Here is an 18780-nt window from a genome sequence, read left to right on the forward strand (position 1 = left end):
CGTCGATTTCACGCCGATGTCACACGGTCGGCTCCGATCGGAGGCCGTGCCGCGATGCGCCGTGTCGCGAAGGCACCCTCGCCGCTAACGTCGTGGGTGACGAAGGCCGCACAACGCCGTGCGTCCCTTAGCCGCGTACGTCCTCCGTGAAGGTGGAATTCGTGAAGGCGATCCGCAGATTCACCGTCCGACCCGTTCTCCCCGAAGCCCTTCACCCGCTCAGTGACCTGGCCCGCAACCTCCGCTGGTCCTGGCACGCCGGGACCCGCGACCTGTTCCAGTCCGTCGACCCGGAGCGCTGGGCCGAGTGCGGCACCGACCCCGTACGGCTGCTCGGCAGCGTGCCGGCCGGGCGGCTCGCGGAACTCACCGCGGACAGCGGCTTCCTGCACCGGCTCGCCGAGGTCCGCGACGACCTGCGCGCGTACATGAGCGGCGACCGCTGGTACCAGACACAGACCTCCGACCTGCCCGCCGCCATCGCCTACTTCTCGCCCGAGTTCGGCCTCACCGCCGCGCTGCCGCAGTACTCGGGGGGCCTCGGCATCCTCGCGGGCGACCATCTCAAGGCCGCCAGCGACCTGGGTGTCCCGCTGATCGGCGTGGGCCTGCTCTACCGGCACGGCTACTTCCGCCAGTCGCTGTCCCGCGAGGGCTGGCAGCAGGAGCAGTACCCGGTCCTCGACCCCAACGAACTGCCCGTGGTGCCGCTGAGCGAGGAGGACGGCACGCCCGCCCAGGTGTCCCTCGCGCTGCCCGGCGGCCGCGCGCTGCGCGCCCGGATCTGGCTGGCCCAGGTCGGCCGCGTCCCCCTGCTCATGCTCGACTCCGACGTCGAGGAGAACGGCGCCGGCGAGCGCGGGGTCACCGACCGGCTCTACGGCGGCGGCAGCGAGCACCGGCTGCTCCAGGAGATGCTGCTCGGCATAGGGGGTGTCAGGGCGGTCCGTACGTACTGCCGGCTGACCGGGCACCCGCAGCCCGAGGTGTTCCACACCAACGAGGGGCACGCGGGGTTCCTCGGCCTGGAGCGGATCGCCGAACTCGGCGACCGGGGACTGGACTTCGACTCCGCGCTGGAGGCGGTCAGGGCCGGCACGGTCTTCACCACCCACACCCCGGTCCCCGCGGGCATCGACCGCTTCGACCGGGAGGTGGTCGCCCGCCACTTCGGCGCCGACGCCGAGCTCCCCCGCATCGACGTGGGACGCGTCCTCGCCCTCGGCATGGAGACGTATCCCGGCGGCGAGCCGAACCTCTTCAACATGGCCGTGATGGGCCTGCGGCTCGGCCAGCGGGCGAACGGCGTCTCCCTGCTGCACGGCCAGGTCAGCCGGGAGATGTTCTCCGGGCTCTGGCCGGGCTTCGACCCGGAGGAGGTGCCGATCACCTCGGTCACCAACGGCGTCCACGCCCCGACCTGGGTGGCGCCCGAGGTCTTCCGCCTCGGCGCCCGGCAGGTCGGCGCGCAGCGCACCGAGGACGCGCTGACCGTCGGCGGCTCGGACCGCTGGGACGCCGTGGCCGAGATCGCCGACCAGGAGATCTGGGACCTGCGCAGGGTGCTGCGCGAACAACTGGTGGTGGAGGTACGGGACCGGCTGCGGGCGTCCTGGCGCCAGCGCGGCGCCGGCACGGCCGAACTCGGCTGGATCGACGGCGTGCTCGACCCCGACGTCCTCACCATCGGCTTCGCGCGCCGGGTCCCCTCGTACAAACGGCTGACCCTCATGCTGAACGACCGCGACCGGCTCATGGACCTGCTGCTGCACCCCGAGCGGCCGGTGCAGATCGTCGTCGCCGGCAAGGCGCACCCCGCGGACGACGGCGGGAAGCGGCTCATCCAGGAGCTGGTCCGGTTCGCGGACGACCCCCGTGTGCGCCACCGGATCGTCTTCCTGCCCGACTACGGCATGGCGATGGCGCAGAAGCTCTACCCGGGCTGCGACATCTGGCTCAACAACCCGCTGCGCCCGCTGGAGGCGTGCGGCACGAGCGGGATGAAGGCCGCGCTCAACGGCTGTCTCAACCTCTCCGTCCTGGACGGCTGGTGGGACGAGTGGTTCCAGCCCGACTTCGGCTGGGCCATCCCGACCGCCGACGGCACCGCGACCGACGACGACCGGCGGGACGAGCTGGAGGCCGGCGCCCTGTACGACCTGCTCGAACAGCGGGTGGCCCCCCGCTTCTACGAGCGCGGCCAGGAGGACCTGCCCGACCGGTGGATCGAGATGGTCCGCCGGACGCTGACCCAACTCGGTCCGAAGGTCCTCGCGGGCCGGATGGTGCGCGAGTACGTGGAGCGCCTGTACGCGCCCGCGGCCCACGCCCACCGTTCCCTGACCGCCGAGGCGGCCACCGAACTGGCCGCCTGGAAGGCACGGGTCCGTGCGGCCTGGCCGCGGATCACCGTCGATCACGTCGAGGCGTCCTCGGCGACCACGACGGCCGAGCTGGGCACCACGCTGTCGCTGCGCGTCCGCGTACGCCTCGGCGAGCTCGCCCCGGAGGACGTGGAGGTGCAGGCGGTCGCGGGCCGGGTCGACACCGACGACCGGATCGCGGACGCGGTCTGTGTCCCGCTGAAGCCGGGCGGCGGACCGGACCTGGAGGGCCGCTGGGCGTACGAGGGCCCGCTGTCCCTCGACCGCACCGGCTCCTTCGGCTACACCGTCCGGATCCTGCCGTCCCACCGCCTGCTGGCCTCCGGCGCGGAACTGGGCCTGGTGGCGGTGCCCTCGGAGGAGACGGGGGAGGGCGCGGGTCTGCTGATGCGCTGAGAGGCGACGACCCGACCGGCACGAGAAGGGGTGAGCCGTGCACGACGGCTCACCCCGTCCGCGTACGAAGAGGGGGTGGCCCGTTGACGACGGGTCACCCCCGCCGCGTCGGCCGGTCCCGGGCGGTGCGCGCGGGGTGCCTCAGTCGTCGAGCCCCGCGCACAGGCGTCTGAGCACCTTGCCGCAGCGCTGGGCGTAGACGCGCTGGAGGCCGCGCGTGGCCGCGCCGCCCGCGCGGGCGTACCACTTGGCCGCCCGGCTGAAGGCGCTGACCGTCAGCCAGACGGTGCCGTCACCGGTGCGGGAGACCACGAAGGCCTCCTCGCCGCACTCGGGATGACCGGAAAGGGTTCCGTAGGCCCACGCGGTGCGCCGCGGTTCCTCGGCGGTCCAGACGACCCGGCAGGGGGCCTTGATCGGGCCGATCGCGACCGTGACGTCGACGCCCGGCGCCGCCTTGCCGGCGTCGCAGACCATGCCGATCCCCATGGCCCGGTGCAGTTCCCAGGTCATCAGGGCCTCGGAGGCGCGCCGGAAGACGGCCTCGCCCTCGCCGATGCGGGAGCGGACGTGCAGTCGGTGGAAGCCCGGGGGGCAGCGGTCCTCGCGGGTCGCGCCCACGTCCTCGTACGTGTAGGGCATGGGGGCAAGCGTAGGGCGGCACCCGGCACGGTTCCGTGCCGGGTGCCGCCTCGGTTCGGTTACGTTCGCGCTAGCTGACGTTGACCGCGCTCCACGCGGCCGCGACCGCGTTGTACTGGGTGCTGCCCGAGCCGTACAGGGCCGCCGCCGCCGAGAGGGTCCCGGTGCGGGCGGACTTGTAGTTGGTCGAGGACGTGAAGTACGTCGTCAGCGCCTTGTACCAGATCTGGAGCGCCGCGGCGCGGCCGATGCCGGTGACCGTGGAGCCGTTGTACGTCGGCGAGTTGTAGCTGACTCCGTTGATCGTCTTGGCGCCGCTGCCCTCCGCGAGGAGGTAGAAGAAGTGGTTCGCGACACCGGACGAGTAGTGCACGTCGAGGTTGCCGACGCTGGACGACCAGTTGTCGGCGGAGCCGCCGTCCTTGCTGGGCTTGTCCATGTAGCGCAGCGGGGTGCCGTCGCCGTTGATGTTGATCTTCTCGCCGATGAGGTAGTCGCCCACGTCGGAGGAGTTGTTGGCGTAGAACTCGACACCCGTGCCGAAGATGTCCGAGGTGGCCTCGTTGAGGCCGCCGGACTCGCCGGAGTAGTTCAGGCCGGCGGTGTTGGCGGTGACGCCGTGGCTCATCTCGTGTCCGGCCACGTCCAGCGAGGTCAGCGGGTGCGTGTTGCCCGAGCCGTCGCCGTAGGTCATGCAGAAGCAGCTGTCGTCCCAGAACGCGTTGACGTACGCGTTGCCGTAGTGGACGCGCGAGTACGCTCCGACGCCGTTGTTCTTGATGCCGCTGCGGCCGAAGGTGTTCTTGTAGAAGTCCCAGGTCTCCTGGGCGCCGTAGGCGGCGTCGGCGGCCGCCGTCTGGTCGGTGGTGGAGCTGGAGGCGGTGCCGGTGCCCCAGACGTCGTCCGCGTCGGTGAACAGCGTGCCCGTGGAGGAGGACGTGCTGTGCGACTTGTTGTACGTCTTGTGACCGCCGCGGGTGCCGTCGGTCAGGCTGTACGTCGAGCCCGACAGGGTCGTGTTGAGGGTGACCGTGCCCGAGTAGAGGGTCTTGCCGGTGCCGGTCTCGATGCCCTGGTACTCGAAGAGCTTCTTGCCGGTGGCCGCGTCGGTGATGACGTGCAGCTCGTTCGGGGTGCCGTCGTCCTGGAGGCCGCCGACGACGGTCTCGTAGGCGAGGGTCGGCCTGCCGCTCGCCGCCCAGATCACCTTGCGGGGCGCGCGGTCGGCGGCGGTCTTGGCGGAGCCCGCGTCCTTGGCCGCGGTCAGCGCCTGCTTCTCGGCCTTGGCGGTGGTGACCAGCGGCTTGAGCGAGGCGACCTTGATGGACGCCTTGGTCGCCTTGGTCACGCCCTCGGTCCTGCCGGCCTTCTCGTGCACGACCAGGTCGCCGCCGAGGACCGGAATGCCGTTGTACGTGCGCTCGTAGCGGGTGTGGACCGTGCCGTCGGCGTCCTTGACGACGTCTCTGACGACCAGCTTCTCCTTGGCGCCGAGACCTATGCGGCGGGCCGTCTCCGTCCGGGCCGCGTCGGCCTTCTGGATGAGCGCGGTGCGCGCGGAGGCGGAGAGCAGGACGGGCGAACCGGCGAGGGGGGTGGTCTTGCCGGCTGGGGCGGCCGCCGTCTGGGCGGCGGCACCGGTGGTCAGACCGGTGGTGAGCAGGGCTCCGGCGGCGACAGCGGTGGCGATGGCCAGAGTGGTGCGCTTGTGACGCGCGTAGAGGGGAGTCACGCAAGCTCCTTCTTGTGGGGACGTCCGAGCGGCGTGGGGGCCGGAAGGACGGTTGTGAAGTTGCGGTGCGGGTGAGCCGTGCGGGTGAAGCGTGCCATCCCAGGCGCGTACATGTCAGGAGGCCTTAAGGACCTTGGCCGAAAATCGGCGATCAGGTGAACAGTTGGGGTCTCCGGCGGCGGCCGGGCGCCGTCAAGAACGGGTCAACGCAAACCCGGGCGCGGGCAAAGGGGGGCGCCGCCCCGGGGAGTCGGATCCCCGGGGCGGCGCCCTCGTGTGCCGGTGGTTCGCGGACCTCCGTCGCGGTCTACGGGAAGGTCAGTTTCCAGCTGTCGATGTAGCCGGTGTCCTGGGCCGCCTTGTCCTGGACCTTCAGTTTCCAGGTGCCGTTGGCGACTTCGGAGGACGCGTTGACCGTGTAGGTCGTGTTCACGTTGTCCGCCGAGTCGGACGAGCTGGTGCTCTTCAGACGGTAGGTCGAGCCGTCCGGGGCGACCAGGTCGATCTGAAGGTCACCGCGCCAGGTGTGCACGATGTTCACGGCGACCGCGAGGTTCGACGGGGCGTTGCCGGTGCGGCCGGTGACCGTGATCGACGAGGTGACCGCGGGACCGTTGTCCGGAATCGATACGTCGGTCGTGTTCTCGAACGACGTGCCGCCACCGCCGCCACCGCCCGGCCGTGAACCGACGTTCACCGCTGCCCAGGCGTTCGCCACGGCGGTGTACTCGGCGCTGGTCGTGCCGTACAGCTCACCCGCCGCCGCGAGCGTGCCGGTGCGCGCCGACGCGTAGTTGGTGGTCGAGGTGAACTTGGTGGTGAGCGCGCGGTACCAGATCTGGAGCGCCTTGTCGCGGCCGATCCCGGTGACGGGGAGCCCGTCGGAGGTGGGCGAGTTGTAGCTGACGCCGTTGATGACCTTGGCGCCGCTGCCCTCGCTCAGCAGGTAGAAGAAGTGGTTGGCGACACCCGAGGAGTAGTGCACGTCGAGGTTGCCGACACCGGAGTACCAGCTGTCGGCGGAGCCGCCGTCCTTGCTGGGCTTGTCCATGTAGCGCAGCGGGGTGCCGTCGCCGTTGATGTCGATCTTCTCGCCGATGAGGTAGTCGCCCACGTCGGTCGAGTTGTTGGCGTAGAACTCCACGCCGGTGCCGAAGATGTCGGAGGTCGCCTCGTTGAGGCCGCCGGACTCTCCCGAGTAGTTCAGGCCCGCGGTGTTGGAGGTGACACCGTGGCTCATCTCGTGGCCCGCGACGTCCAGCGCGGTCAGCGGGTCGTTGTTCCCCGACCCGTCGCCGTAGGTCATGCAGAAGCAGCTGTCGTCCCAGAACGCGTTGACGTACGCGTTGCCGTAGTGGACGCGCGAGTACGCTCCGACGCCGTTGTTCTTGATGCCGCTGCGGCCGAAGGTGTTCTTGTAGAAGTCCCAGGTCTCCGCGGCGCCGTAGTGCGCGTCCGCGCCGGCCGTGGCGGCGTTCGACGTGGTGCCGTTGCCCCAGGTGTCGCTCGTCTGTGAGAACAGCGTGCCGGTGCCCGACGTGCCACGGTTCAGGTTGTACGTCTTGTGGCCGCCGCGCGCGCCGTCCGTGAGCGTGAAGTTGGAGCCCGACTGCGTGGTCGTCAGGTTCACCTGGCCGCTGTACTGGGTGTTGCCGATGCCGGTCTCGATGCCCTGGTACTCGTAGAGCTTCTTGCCGGTGGCCGCGTCGGTGATGACGTGCAGCTGGTTGGGGGTGCCGTCGTCCTGGAGGCCGCCGACGACGGTCTCGTAGGCGAGGGTCGGCCTGCCGCTCGCCGCCCAGATCACCTTGCGGGGCGCGCGGTCGGCCGTGGTGCTCTTCGAACCGGCGGCCCTCGCGGCGGACAGCGCCTGCTTCTCCGCCGTGCCGGCGGCGACCGCGGGCTTGAGGGTGGCGACCTTGAGGGACGCGCTCGTCGCCTTGTAGACGTGCCCGGTCCGGCCGGACTTGGAGGTGTCGACGACCATGTCGCCGCCGAGGACCGGCAGTCCGTCGTACGTCCGCTCGTAGCGGGTGTGGACGGTGCCGTCGGCGTCCTTCATGACGTCACGGGCGACGAGGCTCTCGCCGGCGCCGAGACCCAGGTCCCGGGCGGTGGTGGCCTTGGCCGAGTCGGCGTCGCGTATCAGCTCGGCGCGCTGCGAGGCGCTGAGCTTCATCGTGACGGCGCCCGGGTTGATCCTGCCCGCCCGGGGGGCCTGTTCGGGGGCGGCGCTCGCGGCGCCCGACTGGACGGCCGCGGCCAGCAGCGCGGAGACGCCGACGAGGGCGACACCGGCGACACGGCGCTTGGTGATGTGGGAGGTGCGTCTGTGGGGAGAACTGCTGCTCAACACTGACTCCTTCTGCATGGCCGCGGGTCGCGCGGCCAGGGGAGACCGGACGATGGAGGGACCCGTCCGGGCAGAACTGGGCGGTACGCGGAACCAGGTGCATGGGGTCGTACGGCACAACACAGCGGGATTTGCTGTGAGGTTGCTGTGAAGTTGCCGAGGGAAGAGTGGCAGGAGATAACCCTTTCTGTCAGGACCACATCACGAAAATGGCCGGAAACGGTCCGTTGTCCGGTTAGTCATGTTCGGTATACGGACTGTCCTTCGGGTGTTCGTCCCGGCGTGAAGGAGCGAGCGCGGCCCGGGCGGGCGGGCGGACCTCTGACCGGGCGCCCCGTACCGCCAGATGACCGGCCCGCCGTCAGCAACGGAATGAAGCCCAGACCCTTTCGAGCGGCTTCCGGCACGTCCGCTCGCCTGCCTCCCGCCCCTGCGGTTTGAGTGATCCACGGCATTCCGGCCCGTCCCGGGCGTCCTGGACCGGGCGAAGCGGTGCGAGCCGGACACGTACTCCCGCAGGAGGTTTGGTGAGAAGGTCACATTGGTGTGCGAGCCTGGCGGCGCTGGGAGGCCTGACCGGCTCTCTGATGCTCGGCGCCTCCGTCTCGTCCGCGGCGCCCGACCGTCCGGACGCCGGCCGCGCGGCCGGCGTCCACACCCTGTCCGCCACCCCGGAGCCGAAGCCGGCCCCCGGGCATGTGAAACCGGGGGACGAACACGCCGGGTCGGACCCCTCGCGCGTGTGCCGGGGGCTCGTGCCGGACCCCATCCCGCCGCGGCTGCGCCGTCTCTACTTCTGCGGTGACTGGCGCCTCGGCCCCAGGTGGCTCCCGACCCGGGGCGTCCTGGGACGCATCCTCGACCGGTACGACCGCCTCGGCGGTCTCACCGCCGTGCAGTTCCTCGACAAGTGGTGGGACCCCACCGCCGACTCCGGCCAGGGCGACTGGCGTTACCCGCCGGACGACGGCTACACCCACAGGAACGGGACCGTGCTCGCCGCCCCGCTGGTGCTCCACGCCGGACTGCGGCTCGACCGCTTCGGCAGCGAGGCGGGCCGCTTCCTGGCCCCCAAGGGCACCAAGTACGGCAAGCGGGCCATCCCGCCGTCGAGCCTCGACACCATGGACCCGCGCTACCCGAACAACTACCACTCCTACCGGCTCGCCAAGGACGTGACCGTCTGCGCGGGCAGGACCGCCCCCGGGTTCGAGCAGCCCGGCCTCGGCGTCCAGTACGTCACGTCGAGCAAGTTCTGCCCGGACATCCCCCGCACCACGGTGGCGGACCTCGTGAGCAACGGCACGCTGGTCCGCACCCGCACCTGATCCCCGCCCACCCCGAGGGTGGCGCACGACCGCGCGCGGAAGCCGGACCCGGCGACGAAAGGGGCCGGCTCCGCCCCGGCGGAAGGCCGATCGCATGGACCGGTTCGCCCTGTGCAGGGCCCTCCGGGAGGCCGGGGTCCCCGCCGCCTCCTACGAGATCGCGGACTGCCCCGGCGTCCACCGCGCGGCCGACCGCTGGTTTCTCGACGGCCGCGAAGGGGACTGGAGCGTGGGCGTCCACGAGCGGGGGACCCGCGAGGTCTTCGAGCGGTTCACCGACGAGGACGAGGCCTGCCGATGGCTCCACGACCGGCTCCTCGGCGCGGAGCCGCCCGCCACGGATCCCGCACCCGCGTCCGGAGAGCCGGACGGTCCGGAGCCCGACCCCGAAGCCCTGCAACGCCGGGCCGACGACGAACTCGACGCGGCCCTCGCCGCGCTGCGCCGCGGAGCCGCCGGGCCCGGCGGCGAACACCCCGGGGAAGCCACGGAGGACGACGGTCCCGCCCAGGGGCGGCCGCCCTTTGGGCCGACGCGGGGCGGGGAGAGCTGAGTCAGCCCTCCGACGGGCCGACGCCCCCGGCCTCCTCCGCGTCACCGTGCCACGAGTGCCACAGCGCCGCGTACGGTCCTCCGGCCGCCACCAGCTCGTCGTGCGTGCCCAGTTCGGTGAGCCGGCCGTCCTCCATCACCGCCACCCGGTCGGCGTCGTGCGCGGTGTGCAGCCGGTGCGCGATCGCGATGACGGTCCGTCCCTCCAGCACGGTGGCCAGGGCGCGCTCCGTGTGCCGGGCGGTCGTCGGGTCCAGCAGCGCCGTGGCCTCGTCGAGGACCAGGGTGTGCGGGTCGGCGAGCACCACCCGCGCCAGCGCCAGCTGCTGGGCCCGTGAGCCGTCGACGCGCACGGCCTCGGGACCCAGCTCGGTGTCGAGACCGTCCGGGAGCTCCCCGGCCCACTCGGCCGCCCCCACCGCGGCGAGCGACGCCCACAACGCCTCGTCGGTGGCGTCCGGTTCGGCGATGAGCAGGTTGTCACGGACCGTGCCGAGGAACACATGGTGCTCCTGGGTGACCAGGACGACGTGCCGCCGCAGCTGCTCCGGGTCGAGGTCGACCACCGGCACCCGCCCGACCGTCACCGTCCCGCTGCCCGGAGCGTCGACCCCCGCCAGCAGTCTGCTCAGCGTGGTCTTCCCTGCGCCCGAGGGGCCCACGACGGCCAGCCGCTCCCCGGGCCGCACCGTCAGATCCACCCCGCGCAGCACCTCGCCGCCCCGCTCGTAGGCGTACCGCACCCCGGTGACGTCGATCCGGTCGTCCACCGGCACCGGAGATCCGGCCGAGGCGGCGCGCGGCGCGCCCGCGAGACCCTCCACGCGGGCGAACGAGGCCCCGCTGCTCTGGAGTTGCTCGACCCGGTTCAGGATCTGGTCCAGCGGCTCGGCGAGCCGGTGCAGATAGAGCGTCGCGGCGACCACGGTGCCGAGGCTCAGCGTCCCCCGGGCGTGCAGCGCGCCGCCCACCAGCAGCACGGCGACGACCGGCACGACGTACGAGATCTCCACGGCCGGGAAGAACACGCTGCGCAGGAACAGCGTCCGCATCCGCGTCACCCGGGAGACCTCCAGCGCGTCCCGGCTCGCCCGGACCCGGAGCCCGCCCAGGCCGAACGCCTCCACCGTGCGGGCGCCGGACGCGGTGGCCGCGAGGATCTCGGCGACCTCGGAACCGGCGGCCCCCTGCGCGAGATAGGCGCCGCGCGCCCGGCGCAGATACCAGCGCAGCGCGAACCCGATGCCGGTCAGGCCCAGCACCCCGCAGACGCCGAGCAGCGGGTCGATGGCGAAGACGGCGACGAGCACGAACAGCGCCTGCGCACCGGAGATCAGCAGCTGGGGTCCCGTGTCGCGCAGGGTGGTGCCCACCACCGTGACGTCGGTGGTCCCGCGTGCGGTGAGATCGCCGGTGCCCGCCCGTTCCACCACCGAGGCGGGCAGGGTCAGCGTCCGCTCCACGAACTGCTCCCGCACCCGCGCGAGGGACCGCTCGCCGAAGCGGTAGCCCACGAAGCCGGCCCAGCGCGACAGCAGCAGCTGGACCAGCGCGGCCGCGACGATGACGAGCGCCGGCCCGTCCACCGCCGCCACACCGGCGCCCCCGCGCACGTCGTCGATCATCCGCCCGAGCAGCCAGGGGCCGACCAGTCCGGCCCCGGCGGCCAGCGCGTTGAGGGCGAGGACGGCGGCGAACATCCGCCCGTCCGCGCGGATCAGCCGTGCCGCCGCCCGCCGCACCTCGGCGGGCCCCGCCACCGGCAGCCGGTCCGTCACAGCGCCACCTCCTCGTCCACGCCCGCCACGGGACCCGTGGCCCCCGTCGCCTCATCGTCCGGCTCCGTGTCCTCGTCCGGTTCCGTGTCGCGGGCCACCAGCGAGCGGTATCCCGGTTCCGTGCGCAGGAGTTCGCGGTGGGTGCCGGTGGCCGCGGCCTTGCCGTCGACCAGGAAGCAGACGGTGTCCGCGTGGTCGAGCACGAGCGGCGACGTGCTGGTCACGACGGTCGTACGGCCCGAACGGGCGGCGCGCAGCCGGGCCGCGACGCTCGCCTCCGTGTGGGCGTCGAGTGCCGAGGTGGGTTCGAGGGCGAGCAGCACCTCGGGGTCGGTGAGCAGCGCGCGGACGAGCCGGACCCGCTGGCGCTGCCCGCCGGACAGGTTCCGGCCCTGGGCGTCGACGGCCGCGTCGAGGCCGTCGGGCAGCCCGAGGACGATGTCGTCGGCGGCGGCCGTGCGCACGGCCTCGGCGACCGTCTCCTCGGCGGGCTCCCTGCGCCCCCCGACCACCTCGCGCAGGGTGCCGGCGAACAGGTCGGCCTCGTTGTCGGCGACCAGGATCCGCTCCCGCACCTGGGACAGGGCGACCGCGTCGAGCCGTACACCGCCCCAGGTCACGTCCGACGAGGAGTACCGGCCGAGCCGGTCGACCACGGCCGCGGACTGTTCCGGCCGGGCCCCGGCCAGCGCGGTCAGCCTCCCCGGGACCACCCGGACCCCGGACTCCGGATCGTGCAGGACCGCGGGGGACCCCGGGGCGTCGGGCGCGTCCGGGGGCGAGACGACCGGCTCCAGGGACAGGAACCGCACGACGCGCCGCGCGGCCACCACGGCCCGCGCGAGTTCGTAGCCGCAGTCGATGAAGAAGTACACCGGCAGGATCAGGACCGCCGCGTAGCCGTACACGGACACCAACTGGCCGACGGAGATCTCCCCCTGGGCCGCCAGCCGGGCCGCGAGCCAGGTCACCACGGCCAGGAACACGGACGGCAGGCCCATGCCCAGCGCCTGGATCCAGCTGGTCACCGCGCCGACCCGGTAGCCCTGTTCGCGCAGCTTGCGCGAGTCGCGGCGGAACGCGTCCGCGAACAGCCCCTTGCCGCCGAGGCCGTTGAGGACACGCAGGCCGCCCGCGAGGTCGCCGATCCGCGCGGTCAGTACGGACTGCCGTTCGCGGTAGCCCGTCTCGGTCCCCTGGAGCCGGAGCGTGAGCGGCCCGACGAGCCCGGCCGTCAGCGGCACCCCGAGCAGGAGCACCGCGGACAGCTGCACCGAGACCGGCAGCAGCAGCGCCGCCACCACGCCGTAGGTGACGATCGCGGCCAGACCGGGCCCGACGACCGTCAGCGAGTTGCTGATCGTGTCCACGTCGCGGACGCCGACCGTGACGATCTCCCCCGTGCCGGTCTGCCGCGCCAGCGCCGCGCCGAGCCGGGCCGCGTGCTCGACCACGAGCTTGACCGTACGGAAGTTGGCGTCCATCCGGACCTTGGTCATGGTGCGGTGCCGCACCACGCCGAGACCGGCGTTGAACACGCCCGTGGCGAGCACGGCGGCCGTCCACCCCGCGAGCGCCGCCCCGTCGCCCGGTGCCAGTCCGTCGTCGATCGCCCGGGACAGCAGATACGGCGTCAGCGCCATGAGCCCCATCCACACGGAGGAGACCACCGCCCCGGTGACCGACCGGCGCGTCTGCCGGGTGACCAGCCACCACAGGAACCGCCAGCCGCCCCGGCGGTCCGGTGTCCCCGGATCCGCGTACGTGTCGATCATCGGCCCTCTTCCGTCACTGATTCCGCCCCTCGGCCGGCCGCTCTCCCGCCCGCCGCCTTCCCCGCCGCCGTCAGACGAGGCTGTCGCGCCACGCCCGGTGCAGATCCGCGAACCGGCCGGTGCCCGCGACGAGTTCGCCGGGTGTGCCGTCCTCGACGATCCGCCCGTGCTCCATGACCAGCACCCGGTCGGCGATCTCCACCGTCGACAGCCGGTGCGCGATGACCACCGCCGTCCGCCCCCGCAGGACCGTCGACATGGCGCGCTGCACCGCCCGTTCGCCCGGGATGTCCAGGGAGCTGGTCGCCTCGTCGAGGATCAGCACGGCCGGGTCGGCGAGCAGGGCCCGCGCGAAGGCCACGAGTTGCCGCTGGCCCGCGGAGATACGGCCGCCGCGCTTGCGTACGTCCGTGTCGTAGCCGTCGGGCAGGGCGCTGATGAAGTCGTGCGCGCCGATCGCCTTCGCGGCCTGCTCGATCTCCTCGCGGGAGGCCTCGGGGCGGCCGATCGCGATGTTCTCGGCGACCGTGCCCGAGAACAGGAACGCCTCCTGGGTCACCATCACGACCCCGCGCCGCAGTTCGGGTACCGGCAGTTCGCGCAGATCGACGCCGTCGAGCAGGACCCGCCCCTGGGAGGGGTCGTAGAACCGGGCCAGGAGTTTGGCCAGGGTCGACTTGCCGGCGCCCGTCGAGCCGACCACGGCGACCGTCTGACCGGCGGGGAGCGTGAGCGAGAAGGTGGGCAGTACCTCCCCGCCGGTGCGGTACGCGAACCGGACGTCCTCGAACTCGACCGCGCGGCCCGGGTGTTCGGAGGCGAGGGCGGGCAGCTGCCGGGGTGCGGAGGGCTCGGGCACGGAGGGCGTCTGGGCCAGCAGCCCGGCGATCTTCTCCAGCGAGGCCGCCGCGGACTGGTAGGAGTTCAGGAACATGCCGAGGCGGTCGATGGGGTCGTAGAGCCTGCGCAGATACAGGACGGCCGCGGCGAGGACGCCGAGCGCCAGCGACCCGGACGCGACCCGGTAGGCACCCCACAGCACGATGCCCGCGACCGCCGTGTTGGCGACGAGCCGTGAGCCCACGACGTACCGGGCCATCTCCAGCAGGGCGTCGCCGTTCGTCCTCTCGTGCCGCTTGTTGAGCACCGCGAACTCGGCCTCGTTGGCTGCCTCCCGGCGGAACGCGCGCACCGGCCGGATGCCGTTCATCGTCTCCGCGAACTTCACGATCACCGCGGCGATCGTCGTCGAGCGGACCGCGAAGATGCGGCCCGCGCGCCGCTGGTAGCGCCGGATGAGCAGATACAGCGGCACGAAGGAGACCACCGCGACCGCGCCCAGGCCGGCGTCCAGCCACAGCAGCATCGCCGAGATGTAGACGAAGGACAGGATGACGGTGACGAGTTCCTGGAGCCCCTCGCTGAGCAGTTCGCGCAGCGACTCGACGTCCGTCGTGGAACGGGAGATCAGCCGGCCCGAGGTGTAGCGCTCGTGGAAGTCGACGCTGAGCGCCTGGGCGTGCCGGAAGATCCGGCCGCGCAGATCGAGCAGCACGTCCTGGTTGACCCGCGCCGAGGTGAGGATGAACGCGTACTGGAGGGCGCCGGAGGCCGCCGAGCACAGCGCGTAGGCGACACCGACGGCGATCAGCGGTCCGTGGTCGTCCTGCCGGAAGGCCGGTACGGCACGGTCGATGGCGTACGCCACGAGCAGCGGGCCCGCCTGCACGGCGGCCTGCTGGAGCAGCAGCAGCACGGTGGTGACGGCCACCCGGACCCGGAGCGGGGCGAGCAGCGAGCGCAGCAGCGTCGCGGTCGCTCCCGGGGGAGCGGGCAGCGTGTCGTGGTCGAAGGGGTCCTGGTGCGCCCCGGTCCCGGAGGCCGCCCGGTCCTTCCGCCGCCGACGGCCGGGACCGCCGTCCGGGCCTGTTCCGGTGCCGGGATCGGCGCCGCCGCCGGGACCACGGCCGTCCCCCGTGCCGGGATAGTGGCCGTCTCCGGTGCCGGTGCCACGGCCGTCTCCGGTGCCGGTGCCGCGGTCGGCTCCGGTGCCGGGGGTGGCCGGGGCCCCGTCCCGTTCCTCGTTCGGTTCCTTGCCCGGTGCGGTGGTCGTGGGCGCCGCCGTCATCGGTCGTCCTCCTCTGCACCCGACATCAGGTGGGCGTACTCGGCATGGGTGCGCAGCAGTTCGTGGTGGGTGCCGACCGCCGCGATGCGGCCGCCGGAGATCAGGGCCACCCGGTCGGCCAGCAGGACCGTGGACGGGCGGTGGGCCACGATCAGCGCGGTCGTCTCCGCCAGCACCCGGCGCAGCGCGGCCTCGACCGCCGCCTCGGTGTGCACGTCCAGCGCCGACAGCGGGTCGTCGAGGACCAGGAAGCGCGGGCGGCCGACCACCGCGCGGGCCAGCGCGAGCCGCTGCCGCTGGCCGCCGGAGAGGCTGAGGCCCTGCTCGCCGACCTGCGTGTCCGTGCCCTCGGGCAGGGTGTGCGCGAACTCGGCCTGGGCGACGGCGAGGGCGCGGTCCAGCTCGGCCCGGCCCGCGGTCCCGGGTGCGCCCATCAGGACGTTCTCGCCGACGGTGGCCGAGAAGAGGGTGGGTTCCTCGAAGGCGACGGCGACGAGTTCGCGCAGTTCCCCGCGGGGCATGGCGGCGATGTCCCGGCCGTCCAGGGTGATGCGTCCGGACGTCACCTCGTGCAGCCGGGGGACGAGCGCGGTGAGGGTGGTCTTTCCGGTGCCGGTGGCGCCGACGAGCGCCATGCTCTCGCCGGGGCGGACGTGCAGGTCGATCCGGGCCAGCACGGGGGGCGTGTCCGGGGGTGCGTCGGGATAGCGGAACTCGACACCGTGGAACCGCAGCCCGCCCTCGCCGTCGGCGGCTCGGGCGCCGTGCCCTGCCGCCCGGCGGTCGTCCCGCGCCTCCGTGGCGCCGTCGCCGCGCACGGCCGCGGCCGCGGACTCCCGCGCCTTCGCCGGTACGGCGGTACGTACCGCGGCGTCGGCCGGTGCCGTCCGCGTGTCCGACTCCGGGGTCGCGTTCATGACCTCGAAGTACCGTTCCGTGGCCGTCCCCGCCTCCTGGCTCATCGCGATGAGGAAGCCGATGGAGTCGACGGGCCAGCGCAGCGCGAGCGCGGTCGAGAGGAACGCGACCAGCGTGCCGGCGGACAGCTCGCCGTCGGCGACCTGGACCGTGCCGAGGACGAGGGCGGCGCCGATGGCGAACTCGGGCAGGGTGACGATGACGCCCCAGATGGAGGCGAGCAGCCGGGCCTTGACCAGCTCCGTGCCGCGCAGCGTCCGGGACAGCTCGCGGAACGCCCGCGCCTGGCTGCGGTGACGCCCGAACCCCTTGATGATCCGGATGCCGAGCACGCTCTCCTCGACCACCGTCGTCAGGTCGCCGACCTGGTCCTGGGCCCGCCGCGCCACCTCCGAGTAGCGCCGCTCGAAGGACCAGCAGACGACCATCACGGGGACGGCGGGGGCGAGGAGCACCAGCCCGAGGGTCCACTGCTGTGCCAGCATGATCGCGATGCCCGCGAGGATCGTCACCCCGTTCACCAGCAGGAAGGTCAGCGGGAACGCCAGGAACATGCGGACCAGCATCAGGTCGGTGGTCGCCCGTGACAGCAGCTGGCCCGACGCCCAGCGGTCGTGGAAGGCGACCGGCAGCCGTTGCAGATGGGCGTACAGACCGGCCCGCATGTCCGCCTCGACCCCGGCCAGCGGACGGGCCACCAGCCAGCGGCGCAGCCCGAACAGACCGGCCTCGGCGATGCCGAGGAGCAGCAGGTACAGCGCTCCGAGCCAGACACCCGCCGGATCGTGCCCGGCGACCGGGCCGTCCACCATCCACTTCAGGATCAGCGGGAACACGAGCGAGAGACAGGAGGCGACCACGGCGACGGCCGCCGCGCCGAACAGTCGCGCCCGCACCGGGCGCACATACGGCCACAGGCGCAGCAGGCTGCGTACGGTCGAACGGTCGGGGGGATCCGGGGTGGCTGCGTCGGAGGTGCTCATCAGGACCGAGCCTACGATTCGCCACTGACAGTGCCCACCGAGTTTTCGGCGCACCTGGATCGTTCGAGGGGTCGTACCGTCGCATCAACCGATCGGCTGATGCAGGTCCGAGCGTGATGGCCGATGTGGCGGCGGGGCCCCCGCTGGGACTCTCGGAGCATGTCAGTCATCGAAGTGAGCGGACTGCGCAAGTCCTACAACGGCAGGGCCGTCGTCGACGACGTCTCCCTCACCGTCGAGGAGGGCGAGATCTTCGGGATCCTCGGCCCGAACGGCGCCGGCAAGACCACCACCGTCGAGTGCGTCGAGGGGCTGCGGGTCCCCGACGCCGGCCGGGTCCGGGTCGCCGGACTCGACCCGTTCACCGACCGCGAGGCCACCAGCCGCGTCCTCGGCGCCCAGCTCCAGGAGAGCGAACTCCAGCCGAAACTCACCGTGCGCGAGGCGCTGGAGCTGTACTCCGCGTTCTACCCGGACCCGGCCGACTGGCGGACGCTCGCCGAACGCCTCGATCTGACCGACCGCCTCGGCACCGGCTTCGGCAAGCTCTCCGGCGGCCAGAAGCAGCGCCTGTTCATCGCGCTCGCGCTCATCGGCAGCCCGCGCGTGGTCGTCCTCGACGAGCTGACCACCGGGCTCGACCCGCGCGCCCGCCGCGACACCTGGGCGCTCATCGAGGACGTCCGCGACCGGGGCGTCACCGTCCTGCTGGTCACGCACTTCATGGAGGAGGCGCAGCGGCTGTGCGACCGGATCGCGGTCATCGACAAGGGGCGCGTGGCCGCGCTGGACACCCCGGCCGGTCTGATCCGCCGCTCCGCCGGGTCCACCGTCATCAGCTTCACACCGTCCGCGCCGCTGGACGAGCGTGCCCTGGCCGCGCTGCCCGCGCTCGCGTCTGTCGGGCACAAGGACGGCCGCGTCACCCTGTCCGGCACCGACGAGACCGTGAACGCGGTCATCACCCTGCTCGCCCGGCACCGCGTCACCGCCCACCAACTCCGTGTCACCGACGCCACCCTGGACGACGCGTTCCTGGACCTTACGGAGGTCACCGCATGAACACCGCAGTGCTGCGCACCGAGTTGCGCCTCTTCCGGCGTGAACCCGGCGCCCTGTTCTGGATCCTGCTCTTCCCCACCCTCCTGCTGGTGATCCTCGGCTCGATCCCCTCCTTCCGGCAGCACCAGGCGGATCTCGGCGGGCTGCGCACCATCGACGTCTACGTCCCGGTGGCCGTGCTCCTCGGCCTGATCGTCGGCGGACTCCAGTCGATGCCGCAGACCCTCACCGGCTACCGGGAGCGCGGCATCCTGCGCCGCATGGCCACCACCCCGGTCCGCCCCGGTGCCCTGCTGTCCGCGCAGACGACGGTGTACGGCGGCGCCGCCCTCGCGTCCGCGCTGCTCGTGCTCGCGGTCGGCAGGATCGCCTTCGGCGTACGACTGCCGAGACAGCCCGTCGGCTACGCCCTCGCCCTGCTGTCGGCCGTCCTGGTCGCGCTCGCCCTCGGATCGGTGGTGTCGGCCCTGTCCCGTACGACGAAGATCGCCGGGGCGATCGGATCGGCCGTGTTCTTCCCGTCGATGTTCTGCGCGGGCGTGTGGCTGCCGGTGCAGTCCATGCCGCACCTGATGGCCCGGATCGTCGGCTGCACCCCCTTCGGCGCGGCCGCGCAGGCACTGAACCAGGCGGCGGCCGGTCACTGGCCGGGCTGGGGCCACCTCGGCGTGCTCGCGGTGTGGATCCTGCTGCTGACCGGTGCCGCGGTCCGCTGGTTCCGGTGGGAGTAGGCGGCCGGCCGTGCAGAC

At 72.6% G+C, this 18780-nt stretch carries 12 protein-coding genes; 5 read left to right on the top strand and 7 right to left on the bottom strand.

Annotated features, from left to right (window positions below):
- The first annotated feature begins 161 nt into the window (after window positions 1-161).
- On the top strand, window positions 162-2780 hold the full coding sequence (gene glgP, locus WJM95_RS22840) for an alpha-glucan family phosphorylase (protein WP_339131640.1): 2619 nt from the start codon (window positions 162-164) through the stop codon (window positions 2778-2780).
- Window positions 2781-2921: 141 nt separating this feature from the next.
- On the opposite strand, the gene WJM95_RS22845 is transcribed toward glgP, so the two are convergent.
- The 3 genes from WJM95_RS22845 to WJM95_RS22855 form a co-directional block, all read right to left on the bottom strand.
- A complete protein-coding gene (locus WJM95_RS22845; RefSeq protein ID WP_339131642.1) occupies window positions 2922-3422 on the bottom strand; it encodes a DUF1990 domain-containing protein in 501 nt (166 codons plus the stop codon).
- Between the two features lie 70 nt (window positions 3423-3492).
- Window positions 3493-5154 (bottom strand): M4 family metallopeptidase, encoded by a 1662-nt coding sequence (locus WJM95_RS22850; protein ID WP_339131643.1) that lies wholly within the window; start codon window positions 5152-5154, stop codon window positions 3493-3495.
- A 307-nt stretch (window positions 5155-5461) separates the two neighbouring features.
- Window positions 5462-7507: a M4 family metallopeptidase gene (locus tag WJM95_RS22855; protein ID WP_339131644.1), complete on the bottom strand. Its 2046-nt coding sequence runs from the start codon at window positions 7505-7507 to the stop codon at window positions 5462-5464.
- Window positions 7508-8034: 527 nt separating this feature from the next.
- On the opposite strand from WJM95_RS22855, the gene WJM95_RS22860 reads away from it, so the two are divergent.
- Both WJM95_RS22860 and WJM95_RS22865 read left to right on the top strand, forming a co-directional pair.
- A complete protein-coding gene (locus tag WJM95_RS22860; RefSeq protein ID WP_339131646.1) occupies window positions 8035-8835 on the top strand; it encodes a TNT domain-containing protein in 801 nt (266 codons plus the stop codon).
- 94 nt (window positions 8836-8929) lie between these two features.
- Window positions 8930-9388 (top strand): hypothetical protein, encoded by a 459-nt coding sequence (locus tag WJM95_RS22865; RefSeq protein WP_339131647.1) that lies wholly within the window; start codon window positions 8930-8932, stop codon window positions 9386-9388.
- Window position 9389: 1 nt separating this feature from the next.
- Here WJM95_RS22865 and WJM95_RS22870 read toward each other — a convergent pair whose 3' ends face one another.
- The 4 genes from WJM95_RS22870 to WJM95_RS22885 form a co-directional block, all read right to left on the bottom strand.
- Window positions 9390-11165 (bottom strand): ABC transporter ATP-binding protein, encoded by a 1776-nt coding sequence (locus WJM95_RS22870; protein WP_339131649.1) that lies wholly within the window; start codon window positions 11163-11165, stop codon window positions 9390-9392.
- On the bottom strand, window positions 11162-12940 hold the full coding sequence (locus tag WJM95_RS22875) for an ABC transporter ATP-binding protein (RefSeq protein ID WP_339131650.1): 1779 nt from the start codon (window positions 12938-12940) through the stop codon (window positions 11162-11164). Before WJM95_RS22875 ends, WJM95_RS22870 begins: the two co-directional genes overlap by 4 nt.
- Window positions 12941-13010: 70 nt before the next feature.
- Window positions 13011-15068, bottom strand: a complete 2058-nt coding sequence (locus WJM95_RS22880) for an ABC transporter ATP-binding protein (protein WP_339131651.1) — start codon at window positions 15066-15068, stop codon at window positions 13011-13013.
- A complete protein-coding gene (locus tag WJM95_RS22885) occupies window positions 15065-16969 on the bottom strand; it encodes an ABC transporter ATP-binding protein (RefSeq protein ID WP_339131652.1) in 1905 nt (634 codons plus the stop codon). Before WJM95_RS22885 ends, WJM95_RS22880 begins: the two co-directional genes overlap by 4 nt.
- Window positions 16970-17128: 159 nt before the next feature.
- On the opposite strand from WJM95_RS22885, the gene WJM95_RS22890 reads away from it, so the two are divergent.
- Window positions 17129-18031 carry an ABC transporter ATP-binding protein gene (locus tag WJM95_RS22890; RefSeq protein WP_339131653.1) on the top strand — a complete coding sequence of 301 codons (903 nt, stop codon included), beginning with the start codon at window positions 17129-17131 and terminating at the stop codon, window positions 18029-18031.
- The gene (locus tag WJM95_RS22895) at window positions 18028-18762 is read left to right on the top strand and encodes an ABC transporter permease (protein WP_339131655.1); all 735 of its coding nucleotides are present in this window, start codon (window positions 18028-18030) and stop codon (window positions 18760-18762) included. The genes WJM95_RS22890 and WJM95_RS22895 overlap by 4 nt, the downstream gene beginning before the upstream one ends.
- Window positions 18763-18780: the final 18 nt, after the last annotated feature.

The organism is Streptomyces sp. f51, from assembly GCF_037940415.1.
Taxonomy (GTDB): Bacteria; Actinomycetota; Actinomycetes; order Streptomycetales; family Streptomycetaceae; genus Streptomyces.